Source organism: Winogradskyella rapida (assembly GCF_042675845.1).
In the GTDB taxonomy this organism is placed as follows: domain Bacteria; phylum Bacteroidota; class Bacteroidia; order Flavobacteriales; family Flavobacteriaceae; genus Winogradskyella; species Winogradskyella rapida.
Genome location: NZ_JBHTKM010000063.1, coordinates 138,048 through 154,696, shown reverse-complemented (window position 1 = coordinate 154,696; position 16,649 = coordinate 138,048). Strand labels below are relative to the sequence as shown.

19 protein-coding genes and 1 tRNA gene are annotated in these 16,649 nt (G+C 36.5%); 5 read left to right on the top strand and 15 right to left on the bottom strand.

Annotated features, from left to right (window positions below):
• Nucleotides 1-47: 47 nt before the first annotated feature.
• Nucleotides 48-491 (bottom strand): c-type cytochrome, encoded by a 444-nt coding sequence (locus ACFQ13_RS08190; protein WP_386116087.1) that lies wholly within the window; start codon nt 489-491, stop codon nt 48-50.
• A complete protein-coding gene (locus ACFQ13_RS08185; RefSeq protein ID WP_386116085.1) occupies nt 488-1,588 on the bottom strand; it encodes a PQQ-dependent sugar dehydrogenase in 1,101 nt (366 codons plus the stop codon). The genes ACFQ13_RS08190 and ACFQ13_RS08185 overlap by 4 nt, the downstream gene beginning before the upstream one ends.
• Before the next feature lie 104 nt (nt 1,589-1,692).
• On the opposite strand from ACFQ13_RS08185, the gene ACFQ13_RS08180 reads away from it, so the two are divergent.
• Nucleotides 1,693-1,767: transfer RNA gene (locus ACFQ13_RS08180), tRNA-Pro, on the top strand.
• A 228-nt stretch (nt 1,768-1,995) separates the two neighbouring features.
• Here the strand turns inward: ACFQ13_RS08180 and ACFQ13_RS08175 are convergent.
• The 11 genes from ACFQ13_RS08175 to ACFQ13_RS08125 all read right to left on the bottom strand — a co-directional run bounded on the left by ACFQ13_RS08175 (nt 1,996) and on the right by ACFQ13_RS08125 (nt 12,843).
• Nucleotides 1,996-2,478, bottom strand: coding sequence for a DUF4625 domain-containing protein (locus tag ACFQ13_RS08175; protein WP_386116082.1), 483 nt, complete (start codon nt 2,476-2,478; stop codon nt 1,996-1,998).
• Nucleotides 2,479-2,534: 56 nt separating this feature from the next.
• Nucleotides 2,535-3,317, bottom strand: coding sequence for a DUF4625 domain-containing protein (locus ACFQ13_RS08170; protein WP_386116080.1), 783 nt, complete (start codon nt 3,315-3,317; stop codon nt 2,535-2,537).
• 61 nt (nt 3,318-3,378) lie between these two features.
• Nucleotides 3,379-5,700 carry a TonB-dependent receptor gene (locus tag ACFQ13_RS08165; protein WP_386116078.1) on the bottom strand — a complete coding sequence of 774 codons (2,322 nt, stop codon included), beginning with the start codon at nt 5,698-5,700 and terminating at the stop codon, nt 3,379-3,381.
• 226 nt (nt 5,701-5,926) lie between these two features.
• Complete coding sequence (locus tag ACFQ13_RS08160; RefSeq protein ID WP_386116076.1) at nt 5,927-6,220, bottom strand: hypothetical protein; 294 nt, start codon at nt 6,218-6,220, stop codon at nt 5,927-5,929.
• Nucleotides 6,221-6,276: 56 nt separating this feature from the next.
• Nucleotides 6,277-6,666 carry a MerC domain-containing protein gene (locus tag ACFQ13_RS08155; protein ID WP_386116073.1) on the bottom strand — a complete coding sequence of 130 codons (390 nt, stop codon included), beginning with the start codon at nt 6,664-6,666 and terminating at the stop codon, nt 6,277-6,279.
• A 198-nt stretch (nt 6,667-6,864) separates the two neighbouring features.
• Nucleotides 6,865-7,887, bottom strand: a complete 1,023-nt coding sequence (locus tag ACFQ13_RS08150) for a cytochrome-c peroxidase (RefSeq protein ID WP_386116072.1) — start codon at nt 7,885-7,887, stop codon at nt 6,865-6,867.
• 65 nt (nt 7,888-7,952) lie between these two features.
• The gene (locus ACFQ13_RS08145) at nt 7,953-8,822 is read right to left on the bottom strand and encodes an MbnP family protein (protein WP_386116069.1); all 870 of its coding nucleotides are present in this window, start codon (nt 8,820-8,822) and stop codon (nt 7,953-7,955) included.
• Between the two features lie 68 nt (nt 8,823-8,890).
• Nucleotides 8,891-9,253 carry a hypothetical protein gene (locus ACFQ13_RS08140; RefSeq protein ID WP_386116067.1) on the bottom strand — a complete coding sequence of 121 codons (363 nt, stop codon included), beginning with the start codon at nt 9,251-9,253 and terminating at the stop codon, nt 8,891-8,893.
• Between the two features lie 4 nt (nt 9,254-9,257).
• The gene (locus ACFQ13_RS08135; protein WP_386116065.1) at nt 9,258-11,249 is read right to left on the bottom strand and encodes a TonB-dependent receptor plug domain-containing protein; all 1,992 of its coding nucleotides are present in this window, start codon (nt 11,247-11,249) and stop codon (nt 9,258-9,260) included.
• Nucleotides 11,249-12,151 carry a hypothetical protein gene (locus tag ACFQ13_RS08130; RefSeq protein WP_386116063.1) on the bottom strand — a complete coding sequence of 301 codons (903 nt, stop codon included), beginning with the start codon at nt 12,149-12,151 and terminating at the stop codon, nt 11,249-11,251. Before ACFQ13_RS08130 ends, ACFQ13_RS08135 begins: the two co-directional genes overlap by 1 nt.
• Nucleotides 12,152-12,477: 326 nt before the next feature.
• On the bottom strand, nt 12,478-12,843 hold the full coding sequence (locus ACFQ13_RS08125; RefSeq protein WP_386116061.1) for a hypothetical protein: 366 nt from the start codon (nt 12,841-12,843) through the stop codon (nt 12,478-12,480).
• Between the two features lie 158 nt (nt 12,844-13,001).
• Between ACFQ13_RS08125 and ACFQ13_RS08120 the strand changes: the two genes are divergently transcribed.
• On the top strand, nt 13,002-13,976 hold the full coding sequence (locus ACFQ13_RS08120) for a bile acid:sodium symporter family protein (protein ID WP_386116059.1): 975 nt from the start codon (nt 13,002-13,004) through the stop codon (nt 13,974-13,976).
• Between the two features lie 20 nt (nt 13,977-13,996).
• Here ACFQ13_RS08120 and ACFQ13_RS08115 read toward each other — a convergent pair whose 3' ends face one another.
• Together ACFQ13_RS08115 and ACFQ13_RS08110 are read right to left on the bottom strand one after the other, a co-directional pair.
• On the bottom strand, nt 13,997-14,149 hold the full coding sequence (locus ACFQ13_RS08115; RefSeq protein ID WP_181858370.1) for a hypothetical protein: 153 nt from the start codon (nt 14,147-14,149) through the stop codon (nt 13,997-13,999).
• A 13-nt stretch (nt 14,150-14,162) separates the two neighbouring features.
• Entirely contained in the window at nt 14,163-15,527 is a 1,365-nt protein-coding gene (locus tag ACFQ13_RS08110) for an NAD-dependent succinate-semialdehyde dehydrogenase (protein ID WP_386116057.1), read from the bottom strand.
• A gap of 203 nt (nt 15,528-15,730) precedes the next feature.
• Here ACFQ13_RS08110 and ACFQ13_RS08105 point away from each other — a divergent pair, with 203 nt between their 5' ends.
• Genes ACFQ13_RS08105 through ACFQ13_RS08095 form a run of 3 tightly spaced genes read left to right on the top strand, consistent with a single transcriptional unit; the run spans nt 15,731 to nt 16,649 of the window.
• Nucleotides 15,731-16,063, top strand: a complete 333-nt coding sequence (locus ACFQ13_RS08105; RefSeq protein WP_114308986.1) for a YtxH domain-containing protein — start codon at nt 15,731-15,733, stop codon at nt 16,061-16,063.
• A gap of 3 nt (nt 16,064-16,066) precedes the next feature.
• Entirely contained in the window at nt 16,067-16,414 is a 348-nt protein-coding gene (locus ACFQ13_RS08100; protein ID WP_386116055.1) for a hypothetical protein, read from the top strand.
• A gap of 31 nt (nt 16,415-16,445) precedes the next feature.
• A complete protein-coding gene (locus tag ACFQ13_RS08095; protein ID WP_114308988.1) occupies nt 16,446-16,649 on the top strand; it encodes a DUF6327 family protein in 204 nt (67 codons plus the stop codon).

The following is a 16,649-nucleotide window of genomic DNA, read 5'->3' as shown; positions in this document are numbered from 1 at the left end:
CAAATTTGTTTTATGCTGCAAATTTAATTTTTTAAGTCGTATGCTCTTTATAATTCTGAAACTTTCTCCGGAGTAACGAAGTTATCAATCTGGTTTCCCCAACTATTATTGATATAATTAATGACATCTGCAACTTCTTTATCTGAGAGTCCTAAAGGAGACATCACGCTATTGTAGGTAACACCATTGACTTTAATTTCTCCAGATAAACCATACTTAACCGCCTTAATACTTTCCGTTTGCTTATTTTTTAAAAAATCGGAATTGGCGAGTGGCGGAAACACCTTTGGCGCACCTTGTCCTTCTGTTAAGTGACAGGTGATGCAGAGATCGTTGTAGACTATTTTACCACGAGCCATACTTTCTTTAAGTTGTGGGAGGTCTTGTTCTGTAACGCTATTATTTTGCGCTAAAACTTTTGACGTTTTTGTGTTTGAATTACACGAGGCTAGGGTAGTTAGTACCAAAGCTAAGCTGACTATATATTTCATTTTTTAATTAATTTTACAATACCTAAATTTTCAATGCCCACGTAAATATAACCATCTGGTCCTTGTTTTACAGTTCTTACACGGCCAAGACCATCTAAAAGGCGTTCTTCTTTAATAACTTTATTATCTTTTAACGTACACATATCTAAATACTGAAATTTTAAAGAGCCTATTAATAAGTTTCCTTTCCAGTCGCCATACTGATCACTACTAATAAATGCCATCCCGCTTGGTGCAATAGAGGGATCCCAGTAATGCAGCGGTTGTTCCATGCCTTCTTTTTCAGTGATATCCGTAAATTTAGTGCCAATATAGTTAACACCATAACTAATAACAGGCCAACCATAATTTTTACCAGCTTCAATAATATTAATTTCATCGCCGCCTTTTGGACCGTGTTCATGGGTCCAAATTTTACCGGTTTTAGGATGAATGGTCATGCCTTGTGGATTGCGATGTCCATAAGAGTAAATGGCCGTTTTTGCTCCTGAAGTATTACTAAACGGATTGTCTTTTGGGATGCTACCATCAGGATGAATACGATAGATTTTACCACCATCTCTACTGAGGTCTTGTGGGTTTTCATCTCTATTTCCACGATCTCCAACGCTAAAATAGAGGAGGCCTTGAGCATCAAAAGCGAGTCGTGATCCAAAATGTTGCCCTTTGGTACTGTTGGGGCTGGCTTTATAAAGCACTTCTAAATTGGTTAAGCTGTTTTGTTGGAGTTGTGCTCTAGCAATGGTGGTGTTTCCGCCATCACCTTCACCATTAGAAGAGGCATATGACAGATATATCCAATGGTTGGTTTTAAAATTAGGATCTAATATGACGTCCAACAGCCCCCCTTGACCTCTTAAATAAATTTCAGGAACCCCTAAAACCTTAATTTTTTGACCATCTTTAAAAATAATGAGGTCTCCAGATTTTTCTGTAATTAAAATTTCACCATCGGGTAAAAATGTAAATCCCCATGGAATTGAAAGGTCAGAAATAATAACTTGGTGTGTATGTTCTTCATTTTTAGGGGTGTTGTCTTGTGCACAAGCCAAGGTGGATGTTAGTATTAACCCGATAATAACGCTCTTTATTTTCATGAGATCTTGGTCTTAAAAAAAATTAGTTTTTAAAGTTAGGTAAATGTTGTTGGATTCTAAAGAAAATTTATATATTTGCAGTCCGAAATTGATAATACAAAATTCGGGGTGTAGCGTAGCCCGGTTATCGCGCCACGTTTGGGACGTGGAGGCCGCAGGTTCGAATCCTGCCACCCCGACTACTTTTTAAGACTCTATAGATCTCACGATGTATAGAGTTTTTTGTTTTTAGGCATTTAATGTAATCTTAGAAGGGTTTCATAAATACCACCAAACTACAGGTAAACACGGCCTAAAACCTTCTAAGAGCTGTATTAAACGCAAAAAAAAAGTGATCGTATTTGCTAATACCATCACTTTTAATATGAAAAGGGTGTTTTTTGTGCCCTGTTAAGACTTCAAATTAATTAATCTACAATTTTAATGTCTATAGAGGTTCTACTTTGCCAACCGGTTTCATCGGTAACGGAGTAAGCACAATGGTAATCTCCGGTATCTACATCGTTAGGGATAGTGATACTAATATTTAATTCATAAAAGGTTGGGGCATCTTCTAGAGTGTAATTTTCTAAAAACATCATAGGGTTAAAAGCATCTTTTATAGGATCTAAGGTGCAGACTTCTCCTTGGTCATCATGAGTGTGGTGATCAAAGTTATGATGAATTTCTAAACTATAAGCAGCTAAAGCTCTATTGTCTGTAACCTGAGCTTTAAACGTATAGGTTTCTCCTTTGGTGAGCTCTTGGCAAGCTTGTGGAAAACCATCGGTGTAATTTATGGTGATGGTTGGTTTTTCTTCGTCTATAGTTATCCCATCGTCACTAGAACAAGAGGAGGCAAGGAATAGAAATGCGACTAAAAGGTGTAAATAAGAGGTTTTAAATTTCATGTTTAAAAGTTTAAAACCGCATAGTATTTGAGTATACTATGCGGTATTATTAATTTTTAAGATTCGGTAACATCGATATGTGTTTCGTATGATTCTGTGTGTCCATCTTCATCTTCAACAGTAATAGTAATGTGGTATTCTCCTGCAGGAGCTGTCGCTGGAACTTGAATATGCTTGTGGAAATCAGCTTCAGTTAAATCATGAAAATCAGCTGAGTAATCAAACTCCCCATCCCATTCTACTTCACCGTCTCCAACAGTAAGATCATGAGCATGGATATCTACGTTTAATTCATGAATCCCGTTTAAGGCTCCAATTTCTACATCCATATGAAATTCTTCACCTCTTACAACTGTGGCGTCAATATCAGCATTACTGAAAGTTATTAAGTTGATAACGTCTATATGACCTTCAATTTCAGTGCTGTTTCCGGCCTCATCGATGACTAGTAATTCAATATGGTATTCTCCTTCAGCGGCATATTGAGGGACGTCAACATGAACGTGGAATGATGGGTTAATGACTTGGTAACTAGCCGCGTCATAAACTTGTTCAAATTCCCATTCCTCTTCATTTTCATCAGCTTCTAAATCATGAGCATGAATAGAAAGGATGATACTGTTTACTACGCCTTCAGCATAAATATCGGCTTCAATATGGATGTCAGAGCCTGTGAAAGCGGCTTGATCTGTGGAGTGCGAACTGCCTTCTCCATATTCAAAATTGGTGATTTCTGGTGCATTTACGCTAGGAGAACTCGCATCATCATCGCTACTACATGAGTTGAGAAGGATTCCGAAAATCGCAATAAAGCTTAAAATTTTAAAATTTGATTTCATAAGATTTGATTTAATGGTTATTGTATTTGTTTTAATTAATTTTCTATGGGTAAAGTTTTGTTTAAAACTGTTGTGTTAGCGCAATGGAAATGTTTCTTCCGGCTTCAGGAACATCAATTAAGCGGTAAAAACTCGTATGGTTGTAATATTCGGTATTCAGAACATTGTTGAGTTTGAATTTAAGGTCTAAAGGTGTTTTTAGATTAAAAGCTTGGATTTGCGTAAATAAGGTTAGATTAAGCACCTGATAACCGTCCGTTTTTTCTTCTGGCGGAACAATATTGTTTTGTGCGGCCGTCATTCTATAATCTGCCGAGAGTTGCGGTTGCTTTAAAAATAAGAGGTCTTTGAATTGGTATTGTGCTGAAAATAATGTGGATAAAGGCGGCGAAAATGGAATAGTGAAGCCTTCTTTTGGGCCGCTAGTTTGCCTACTGTAAACGTATTCTGAAGCGGCATTTAGTTGTAGGTTATTCCCAATTGTTGTCTGTGCTCTTAATTCTCCACCTGCTCTAAAAACTTTATTCTGAGTGTACTCATAAATCTGTAACGTCTCGTAATAATTAGATGTAGGATTTAAATAAATAAAATTTTCGAAAAAATTGACAAAAGGACTAATGCCTATACTGAACATTTCAGTAGTGTGATCTATATCTACATCAATTTGATACGATTCTTCAGGGTCTAAGTTAATATTGCCTTTTTCGTAACGGTACATATGGTAATTAACACCATCTGAGGCGAGCTCATTGGCTAAGGGCATTCTAAAACTTTTTCCAACATTTATTTTAAACATGGTATTGTTTAAGAGATAACTGAGGCCAATAGACGCACTGAGGTTACCAAAATTAAGGGTTTTGTCTTGGGCTCTTTGTAAATAAATTTCTGATGAAGTGCCATCGGTATTATTCACGGTTGTCGGATACCAATCAAAATAGGCTTTACTATCTACGCGTCCATAATCATAACGGATACCGGCTAGAAGGTGTAGGTCTGAATTGATTTCGTACTGATCAAAGGCAAAAGCGCCAATTGTAAATCGGGTGTATTCAGGAATTAAAAATCCCCAACCTCCAATTTTATTATCTTGAAACTCTAAATTTATGCCAGCAACCATATTGTGATTGGCCATAGGCTGAAACGCATCTTTTACATTTAAAGTCCCTGTGTTTTTATTAAAACGGCGCTCCTTACTATCGGGAGGTGTAGGCATATAGCCGTGTGGAATCGGTTCGGAATGTTCTTCGCGCTGATTATTTTGAAAGCCTAAATCGATATTAAGGTTATGCTTTTCTAAATTGATAACCGTGTTGTTTAAGATCTTAAAATGATTAACCTTGTGGTAAGGAAGGTCTATGTTTCTATTAGAACTGTCGTAATCTATAGTTGAAGTTCTCACCTCTAGACCGTGCGCATTGGCAAAAAATCCATTTTTAGCATTAACGTTGCTTAATGTGGTTTCAGAAGTAATGCGATCAGTGGTATAACCAAAACTTAGACTGGCATTGGCTTCTCTTCCTGCGGTATTTCTTAGGTTGTTATCGTGTAACTCAAAAATGTAATTTTCATATGAAATTTTATCCGTAGGAACCTTGTAATCCGCGTAATCTCTGTAAGTCAGACGTCCACGATAAAACCATTTATCGTTTCTCGCTTCGAGACCTACAGAAACCCCTAATAAATCGTTATTACTTTCTCCGAGTAAATTAACATTCCCTTGAAAAGAATTTCTAAGGGGTATTTTATTGGGTTGTATATCTACCACACCCGCAATAGCGTCTGAGCCATAAACCAAAGACGCTGGGCCTTTTACAATTTTAATGGTCTCAATGCCGTATTGATCTATTTCTAAACCGTGATCATTTCCCCATTGTTGGGCTTCGTGTTTTACACCATTCTGAATCACCGAAACCCTATTAAAACCTAAGCCTCGTATTACAGGTTTAGATTGTCCAGATCCGATATTAATAGTACTTACTCCAGGGATTTTACTTAGGGTTTGCATCAAACTGTTCTCCCGGTTATTAGATAGAAAACCCTCAGAGACTAATTGAGCCACGACCGGAGATTCTTTTAACTCACGCTTTTTAGTTTTTCCATTAAGCTCTATTTTATCAAGCGCTGTGGTGGCTTCTTCTAAAAAAATCTTATACGTTTCTTCAGGTTTACCGGATTCAATGCTAAGCGTTTTTGTTGCATAACTTACATGTGAAATGGTCAAAGTATAGGTGCCCTCTGTTACATTATTTAAGGTGAAACTTCCTGTTTCGGATGAGGTTGAAAATAGGCCGTTTGCCATGATGGTAGCGCCTTCAATAGGCTCTAGCGTATTGGCGTTTGCAACAATACCTTTTATCTGTAAGGCATTTTGAGTGAAACCCATGGCGCTTAAACTTAAACATAACCAAAAGCTCAGTGTTTTGTATAACATATTGAGATACTAAATAATTTTTTAAATGATTCGGGTGTAGGGAATATGAGGTCTATTGGTATTGAAACCAACGCTTCTTATACCTTTCGTGTAGGACACGCGTTTTTAGTTGAGGTAAAAGTTGCTTGTAAATAGACCACAGAGAATCTTAAGATCCCTGAAAAAAGACCTTATTCTTTTAGATGAAATAAGGTGGGGGTCTACTAAATAGTAAGGGTATTGCAAGCGTATTAGAGCTTACAAAACCATAAGTGGTAATAAGATGTCTAGGGGTACTAAACTCAAGATTTTCAATAGGAAAATCTTGAACCTCTGGGGTGAGGATCGGGGTGGTATTTATTGTTATGGCGTAATCACAAACAGCACAATGCAGAGCTGGCTCATTTTCTTCATCATGCGCTAACGCATGAAGCCCAACCATTTTTATGGAAAGAAATAGAAGTATAAGACTAAATGTGATGTACTTTTTCATGTCGTAATGCTGAGCGTTACAATAGTTGCACTAAAGGTGCGCGCTTGTTTTGTGGGTTACAGATTAGTTTTGGCTGTTAATCGCAAGATTTTCCAATTGGAGTAGTGGGCTAAAGCCACTAAAGTGGTACCGATAACGGTATGACTTACTTCCCACAAATGCGTAAAATGTAGTCTGCCTAAAGCGATCAATAGAAAACCTAATAAAGCCATTTTTAACGGTTGACTGTTTTTATGCTTCTGTTTATAACTCGGCCAAAGTGAACTATAAGCCAGTACAACGCTTAAGCTAATAAACGTCCACTCTATAAGCGGGTGGTTTAGAAATGATAAAAGACCTAAAGAGGAAAAGGAAATTAGAATAGGTAAAACAGCACAATGAACGGCACAAACAAAAGCACTTGATAAAGCGATGAGGTCTATGGTGCTATTTTTTAATTTATTCAATTTAAAATCTCTTTTAAGAATTTGTAAAAGCAACTAAGTTGCATTATTAGTTTGCAAATATATTATTTATTTACAATAATGCAATGTTGTTGCGTTAAGTTGTTCGTAATAAAGCCAATTCTTCTTTAAACTAGAATTACATGGTCTTAAAAGCGGGATTTTAATGTGTTATTGACGGGTGTAAAATTGATTTTGAATTTAAAGTCCTAAAAAATCAGTGTCGCTCAAGGTCTTCATAAAGGCAATGAGGTCTGCTTTTTCTTGCGTAGTCAATGGAATTCTATTACCATTAGCTTTTAATATTGGGTCTAGATTATCAGCATCTAATACGCCGCTATCTAAATAATCTAATAAGGCTTCTAATGTTGCAAATTGTCCAAAACTCCCGTAAGGTGCGGTATGTTGAATGTTTCTTAAGCTTGGAACTCTAAAACGCATATAATCTTCAGCAAGTCCTGTGATTCTTGCTCGTCCGGCTTCTTCTGTGTTTGGGTTTATAGGAAAACCGATGTTTCTATAAGATTGATCGGTAAATAATTCTGTACTGTGGCAACTGCTGCATTTATCTTGAAAAATAGCGTATCCTTGAGCTTCACTTGCTGTAAAGGTGGCCCCTTCATTTCGTTTGACCTTATCGTACTTGCTATTGGCCGAAATTAGGGTGTATTCAAATTGAGCGATACTGTTATAAATTCCATCAGCTGTAATTCCTTCGCCTTCAAAAGCAAGGTTAAATAACTCTATATAGGCTTCATCTTCTTCAAGTTTTTCCATCACCTCTAAAATGGACGAATCCATTTCTTCATGCGTAATAATTGGCACTAAAGGTTGATCTTCAAGTTGCAATTTATTGCCATCCCAATTATACACTTGCATAAAAGCCATATTTTGAATTGGTGGTGCATTCCGTAATCCTATGCGCCCTTCAATTCCAATGGCCTTTGGATTATGATCTGCAAAAGCACTTTCCTGAATGTGACAACTTGAACATGAAATGCTGTTATCAGCACTTAAACGTGTATCAAAAAATAGTTTCTCTCCGAGTGCAACCCCATATTCCGTTGGGGTATTATTGTATACTGCGTCATTGAGCTCGGGAAAATCAGTTGGAATTTCTAAAGTGATTTCAGGATTGTTATAGGCCACTAACATCGTATCGTCATCTTGCGTACATGCCGTTAATACAAGGACCAGAACTAGCGTTTTTATAAATAATTTCATTGTGATAAAAGGAATAAAAAGTATTGGCTTTAGTAAGGTTCTAAAGCCAATACTTAAATTAAGATTTAATTTTCTACAGCTAGGATAGAAAACATTCCTGAGGTATCGTCGCTGCCGTTACCACCAATATTGTCTACAAATTTCATCATTTCCGTTGCAGTATGCGCACTTGGGGTGGCATTATTAGAAATATCATCTGTAGTTACTAATGTAATGGTATAACTGTTTCCGCTTAATAAATAATCGAAATCGGCTTTAATAGCAATACGAGGTGCGTTGCTACCCACTACAGCTGTTGTAGGCAAGCTAAGGCTAACGTCTCTATAAGCATCAACCCCTTGAATATAATTACCATCTTCATCTTCTGCTAATGTGCTTCCTGAATGGAATGATAATTCTTTGTTATCGGTATCGTAAAAGCCTTCAATTTTAGTAAATCGGTAACCCGTTCCCCATTCCCAATGCATAGCGGTTTCGTTACTTCCGGCGTTTTCATAAAATGCAGGAAAGCTAACTTGATCTAAGGTGTTTAAATCAGATCTAACGCCCAATCCAAATTTTATTTCGGTATAGTCACCTGAAGGAATATCGCTTAAAACATAACTTAAGGTTTCTGTATTAGCTTGATTAATTACTGTAGCGCCGTTGTCTAAGTCATTAACATTGTAAGGAATTTCGGTTCCATCAGCTTTAATTAAGCGAATGTTACTAATAACATATTTTAATTCTTCAAAATGATGAACTTGTCCAGCGTCTGAAGTATTAACCGTTGCTTCCGTAGCATTAGCAGCACCAAGTGTAATTGGTGTATCTCCGAAGGTATTGGTAAATTCTAGAGTTACGTTATTGGCTACAGGATTACTGTCGTCACTACTACATGACATAAAACCAAGGACGATTGCTGTTAATAAAATATAATTTTTAAGATGTTTCATTTTTTTAATATTGTAATGTTTGATAGGTATATTTAATTTATTTGTGTGTTTATTTTTTTAAATGAAACCTATATGGGGGGTGGTACTACGATTTCTAAATACGGGGCTTTGTGTTTTAGATTTTCGTAGGTAACAACGGTTCGTTTTTTACTGATTGTTTTGAGTTCAATAGCGTACTCATCATTTGGTGTAAACACCCAATCGAAATTTTTAGTAGTAATCGTTTTTTTAGAATCTGAATGTTCTGTTTCTTTTAATTCCTTATGCAGGAAACACTGGCCATTACATTGCAGTTCGGGTTTGTCTTGGTTGATACAAAATTGTTTCGCGATGACTTTTTGGTTCAGTTTAAAGTGCACTATAACGACTGCGCGTTGCGAAATGACAAGCAGTATTAAAAACGTTATAAGAAGACTAAAAACTTTTTTCATTGGTTTAGAAGTTGAATTTTAAAGCCGTGAAAATATTTCGTCCCATTCGGGGAATGTTTCCCCAATCCGCATAAGTGCTATAATATTCATTCAAAACATTCTCGGCACCCACCTGAATTACTGTTTTGTAATTTTTAATTCTGAAACTGTAATCGGCAGATACATTCCAGATGGTATAAGATGGTGTTTGATCTTCACCATATTCTGGACTGTAATTAATTTGTTCTAAATCGCCGTTTAAAGAGGTTTGTAAGCTGAGTTTATTGTATTGAAAATGTAAGGCTGTTTGGTAGCTTAAGGGTCTAATAAAAGGTAAATTATTGTCGTTATTATCTTTGCCTCTAGCATAGGTTAGAGTCCCGTACCAATGAAGATTGTCTAAAATGGAATAGCTTCCATTTAAAGAAAAATTGAATAGGGTAGCGTAATCTAATGAGGTGTAACCTTTGACACCTATAGATTGGTAATTCATGGGGCTGCCTAAACTTAAAATACGACCAATAATATAATTATCAATATAGAAATAGTTGACATTAGCGTTGAGGCTAAAACGATCATCAGTATAGCCTGCGCTAGCATTTACTTCATAAGAAATTTCATTATCAAGGTCTGGATTTCCGATATAATCATAACGGTCAAAACTATTATAAATGTAATACCCATAACCTTCAGAAACAGAAGGTGCTCTATGACCATAACCACCACCTATATTGAAATTAAAGCGTTTAAGGTTAAGCTGATATCCGGCGTGTAAACTCGGGAGGATTCTTGTTTTTTCTTGAGGTGTTCCAGGGTGAAAAATCCAGTTGAATTCAACATATTTAGAATGGTTGTAATTCACGCCTAAGGCACCACCAAAACTCAGCAGACTTCGGTCTGAAATTTCCCAAGTATTATTCATCGATAAGCCTGCAAATGTTGTGGTTACTCCAGGCCAGCTATAGGCAAACATACTACGCTCACTACGGTCTTGTGGATACATACGCATTTCTGCAATAGAATAATTGTTATAAGCGTTAAGCTGAATTTCTGAACTAAAACTTTTCTTTTTCAGGTGGGCGTTAGATAATAAACCATAGGTGGTGCTCCAACCCGGCATATCCATATGCACTAAGTTTTCAGGTCGGGTGGTATCATCCATATAGTGTTCAATGGCATTAAAGTAAACTTTAGTATCTAGGGCTTGAAACAGGCCTTCTTCAAACAATTGCTTGTAGGTTGCAGAGGTAATTAAAGCGCGAGATAACCATAAATCCATAGGTAGTGCGGGGTAGCCCACATCTTTAGCTTCATCATAAATGGCTTCAACTTTTACAGACGATAGATCACTTGTTTTATAGGCCAAACCTAAAGATGCATTTAGCTTTTTAAACTGTGAATGCTCAACTTCATCAGAATTTCCATCGCTATAATTCTCGGCCTTTCGGTAGGCGAGGCTGGCATCAGCAACAAATTTGTCTGAAGCATAGGAGAGATTCCCTAAATTGAAAAATTGCTTATTGTTAAATTCAAAACCGGTTTGGTAAGCTCCTTTCCATTGTTTGCTCATGCTAAATGGAGTGCTTTTCCGTTTTAGATCAATACTTCCAGAAACGGTGGCACCATGCATATTGCCTTCCTGTCCAGAAGCAATGTCTATAGCGGTTAAATTATTACTTTCTACATAAGACGATATGGGGTCCATTTTGTCTGTACAGGCTCCAAAAACATGCATGCCATCTATGGTAATGGTTGCGCGTTCAGAACTCATATTATTTAGTAAGGGTTCCCACGCATAGGCGCCACGTTTAATAAAACTTATTTTATCTGAAGAGGCTAAAAACTCATCCACTGAAACGGCCATTTTCATGTCGGTTTCAATCTTTTTCTTTACTACAGAAATAAGCTCCACTTCGTCTAAGGCTACAATGCTGTCTTTTGCTTTAGTCTTATTTTGTGCGGTAATGAGGAGCCCAAACAGCAAGAAGATCGATGTTATAAATATTTGTTTTCCCATTAAAATAAGATGTCAATAAAGAGTTCACTTTTGGTCCCTTCAATGCCTGGGGTAAATTCTGTAGACACTTCGGTTCCTTTTAAGGTTTCGCCGAATTCATTCTCGAGTATAAGGTTTAACGTCCAGTTGCCCGTCATGGTGTAATTTACCACCCCGTAATACAAGCCATCACTTTGTGGGGTGAGGTCCTCGTTGTTTGGTGAAGAATGGTTTCCCATAGAAGGCTCGGGCATTCTAGGATCTAGGCGTATAGTGTAATCTTCTACCTTAACGAATGAAAATTGGCTCGGGTCGGGGAAGTTGCCTGCTTCTTGGGTTGGTGTGATGTATTTATAGAGTCCTGCCACCAATTCGTTTTCAGAGATGGAGGGCTTTTGTGGCGCCACCAAGGCGATATAATACAGTTCACCGTCATTTCCTGTGAAGGAGGTCATGTTTAAATTCATATTCGTTTGTTCTTCAACCGTAACGATTTGAGTTACATTATGCGTAACATCTTCATTTGTAAAAGAGAGGTGGACTTCCCAATATTGAGATGCATCTGTTTCTTCTGGAAAGACGGTATACCCTAAATAATAATCTTCAACGCTGAGGTAATCTAATTGGTATTGATGTGGTCCGGAACTCGTGTTTCCAAACGTATCGGTTAATAGGGGCAAAAAGGTAATTTCGGAGTTGTTGACACTAGTATTATTGTCAGTATCTGTAATTTGTATACGGATTTCATTATACCCTTTATAAAAGGTACCGTTTAAAGCTGCAATATCAATTTGATACTGCGCTTCGGAAATAGAAACAACGGTTTCGTAGTCGAAATGTTCGGTGACTTCGGTACTTATTTCATCTTCGTAATCCGTTTTATCTAAGGTACATGAGGTGACTGCAACGAGTATTGCAGTCATAAAAAAACTTATCTTTTTCATAACTAAGGACGTGTTTATTTAAAACGCTTGAAAAATTAATACGCACCGCGTTAACCCTCATAAAATGAAGTGGTGTAGGGTTTAAGGTCTGTGTAAAAATGACAAGACCAAACATATTAAGGAAAATTGACAGGAAAACTCTTTGCGTAATGAGCAAACTTATACGCCTTTCTTAGAGACGGATTTTAGTCCTAAATAACGGATTAAAATACGCTGTTGAGAATTACGTATATAGCATGGTGAGGCCAAATGAGAATTCATTTCGCTACAGGCATGGCTTTACAGCAAGAGTTTTTATGTAAACATTACCCTAGAGGCGGATGGAAAATAGAATTTGTGAATTGAAATTTGTAAATTCTATTATAAGGTGTGATCAATTGCGGACTGTAGTCGGATACAGCATCATGAATAGGAGCATTAAAGACCTCTTGGAAAAATACCACTTGATGCTCTGAAGATGAGGTGTGACTTTTATCTTTACTGTTATCGGAATCGGAGGCTTTTGCTAATTCTTTCTTTAAGTGACACTTTCCGTTACATTGCAGTTGAGGACGGTCTTTATTAACACAAAGCTCATTCTTAATATAATCGTAAAACGCAGCGTATTCTACAAAAGGAATTGTAGGTTTTAGAAGCATAAAGCACGCTAAGAAAAGAGTTGCTGTTTTCACAATGCGAAGTTCTTATTTTTTTTTAAAACATCCTAATGTTTTGCTTCAGATGAATTTATGACGCACTAATTTTTATTTATTTTGAAATAATTCTCTGATATGTTTAGAACCTTTACTAAAAGATACTTTAATTCGCAGTACTTAAACGAGCATCCGCGATGAGAATAAAGATTGATAAATTTGTATTGAGTATTATAGCGGTCATTAGTATTGCCTATTTTTTTCCGCAATGGGGGATCGCAAGCAGCAAAATCCCAATTAATACGATCAGTACCATTGGGATTTCGTTTATATTCTTTTTTTATGGTTTGAAATTAAGTCCTGCGCAGCTACGATCCGGACTTAAAAATTGGAAGTTACACCTCTTAGTGCAAAGTGCTACGTTTTTATTATTTCCGTTGTTGGTTTTACTGTTTAGACCCCTTATTCAGAATCAAGAACAAGAAGTCATGTGGTTGGCCTTTTTCTTCTTAGCCGCTTTACCTTCAACCGTATCGTCTTCTGTAGTTATGGTTTCAATGGCTAAAGGCAATATTCCTGCTGCCATATTTAATGCAAGTATTTCAGGAATTATAGGAATTGTGATTACGCCGTTGTGGATGGGTCTTTTTATCACCCAAAACCAGTCTGATTTCGATTTTACTGAAATCTATATAAAATTGATCGTCCAAATTATACTTCCTGTAATTCTCGGGCTCTTTTTACAACGATTTTTAGGGGAATTTGCCAGACGTCATATCAAAAAACTCACGTTGTTTGATAAGTCTATTATTTTACTCATCATCTACAAGAGCTTTTCCGAATCCTTTTATAACAACATATTCAGCGGCATCGCGCTACTCGATTTGCTCTTCTTATTTGTAGGAGTTGTTGCCCTCTTTATACTCATATTTTATCTTACCGGATGGTTGTCTAAGGCCTTAAAATTTAGCGCGGAAGACCAAATAACGGCCCAATATTGTGGGACTAAAAAGTCCTTAGTGCATGGGACCGTTTTTTCTAAGATCTTGTTTGGTCAGATGAGTACTATAGGAATGCTATTATTGCCGTTAATGTTATTCCATGCCACTCAAATTTTAGTTATAAGTGTTTTGGCTTCTCAGAAAGCTTTAAAAATGGATTCTAAAGGTTAAATACGAAGCAAGCTGAGGATTTAAAACAGTTCAAAGTGAATGGCTGATGCAACTACGGCGCCAACTAAAATGATAAGCACTAAAATGATAAACTTAGCGCCAAATTTTGTTTTGGTATCTTTCTGTAATATGTAATCTTTTCTGTCTTCGTCTTCGTCTTTTACAAATTTCATAATGTTTTAAATTTTAATGATTAATATAAACGGTTTTGGTATTTACAAAGGCGAGCATTCCTTCTTTAGAAAGCTCTCTACCATAACCTGAAATTTTAGTGCCACCGAATGGTAATCTAGGATCTGATTTAACCATTTCATTGATGAAAAATCCACCATCTTCAATATCACTAATACGATCTATAGCTGCTTCGTGGTCTGCGGTAAACACCATGGTTCCTAAACCAAATTCTGAGTTTGATGCCATTTCATAAGCTTCATCTTCAGTCTTTACTTTTATAATAGCAGCTACTGGGCCAAATGTTTCTTCCTTAAAAACCGGCATTTCTGGAGTCACTTCAGTAAGAATTGTAGGCTGATAGAATGCCCCATCGTTTTGGTTTCCGTAAGCCACTTGTGCTCCTAAAGCCACCGATTTTTCAATTTGTTCTTTTAGGGTTTCCGCTAAATCTTCGCGTGCTAGGCAAGATAAGGTCGTGTCTTCATCCATAGGATCACCGGATGTTAAGGTTTTAACCTGGGCGGTAAATTTTTCTAAAAATTTATCATAGATACGGTCTACAACGATAAAGCGTTTGGCAGCAATACAACTCTGACCTGCATTTTGCATTCTGGCCTTAACCATAGTTTCTATATGTTTATCTAAGTCAGCATCCTCCAAAACAATACAAGCATTATTTCCGCCGAGTTCTAAAAGTGAGGGTTTTAAGTTTTTTCCGGCAAGTTCTGCAATTTTACGTCCTGCTTTTTCACTTCCGGTTAAGGAAACTGCTTTAGTTATGGGGTTGGCTAATAAGGATTCTACAGTTTGATGATCCGTGATTAAGGTTTGAAAACAACCTTCAGGAAATCCGGCTTCTAAAAAAAGTTTTTCGATGGCTACTGCACATCCTGTAACGTTAGAAGCGTGTTTTAATAACGCCACATTACCCGCTGTTAGCGTTGGAATTGCAAATCGCATCACCTGCCAAAACGGAAAATTCCAAGGCATTACTGCAAGAATACATCCTAAAGGATCATAACTAATAAAACTTTCCTTAGCATCGGTTTCAATAAGATCATCTTGTAAAAATTGATCACTATTTTTAACATAGAAATCAATGAGGAAAATACACTTTTCAATTTCAGCTTTACTTTCAAGAATCGGTTTTCCCATTTCTTGAGTCATCAGTGTGCTTAAACGATTTTTACTTTGATGTAACGTATCGGCTAAATTTTTTAGCAAATCAATTCGATCTTCAATATCATAAGTCTTCCACGATTTAAAGGTCGCTTCGGCTGTATCTAACTTTTTTTGGATGGCATTTTCAGAATCTAAGGGATAAGATTTTAAGGCGTCTCCGTTATAAGGATTTTTAGTGTCTATAGTTGTGCTCATGATGTATTTTTAAGTCCATCAAAGATAAAGGTTATGCCAATTTAGACTTGCCCGAATTACTAAAATGTTTAACGCGAATAATAAAATTGCATTTCAGCTAATATTGATATCTAAAGAGTTAACTATTACCGCCTTTGATAAGTATCTTTGAATCACAGCAAAGCGCTGAATATATTATTAATTAAAACAAAATAAATAACACCATGAGTAATAACGGAAATACAGTATTAGGAATTTTAGCAGGAACCGCAGTAGGCGCTGTTTTAGGAATTCTATTCGCCCCAGATAAAGGAAGTGAAACAAGAAAAAGAATTGCAGATGAAGCGGCAACGCGAAGAGATTTAATGGCTGAGAAAGCTACAGAGTTAAGAGATTCTTTAGGAAATTCAATTTCTACACATAAAGAGAATTTAGATCACCAAGTAGAAGCTATTGTCTCTAATGCAAGTTACAAAGCGGAAGATGTTATTAAAACCCTTGAAACCCGATTAAAAGAGTTGAAAGAAAAAAATAAAAACTTACAGAAAAAAGCCTAATCCATGAGCGTATTTGAGAATATTAACCGCACAACGGACAAAGCATCCATGATTGGTGAGCGCTATGCAAAGGCGTCTCACCAATATTTTAAACTAAAAGTATTTCAGCAATTAACCTTGTCGCTAAGTATGGCGGCTAAAGTAATGGTTATTGGTGCGATGGTATTTGGTGGATTGGTATTTGTTTCTATTGCCGCGGCCATAGAATTAAGTAGATCCGTAGGAAGTTTTGGCTTAGGGTTTTTATTAGTCGGACTGATTTACTTTGCCTTGGGACTGTTAACCTACCTATTGCGGTCTAAATTTAACTATTACATCATTAAAAAAATCGGAGTTAAATTCTTTAATTAAACTTCGTTATTAATTCATTAGAGCATTTTACATGAAAACCTATACATCATTTGAAGAGATTGAAAACGATTTAAAGCTTCACAAATTAGAGCGCGATATTGCGTGGGAAGAATTAAAACTCGTAAAAGGAGAATTAAAAGAAGAACTGAACCCTATGAACTGGTTAAATTCCATTTTAAAATTCTCAGGAAAATACGGGTTTATGACGCTTATTAAAAGATGGATTTTTAAATAA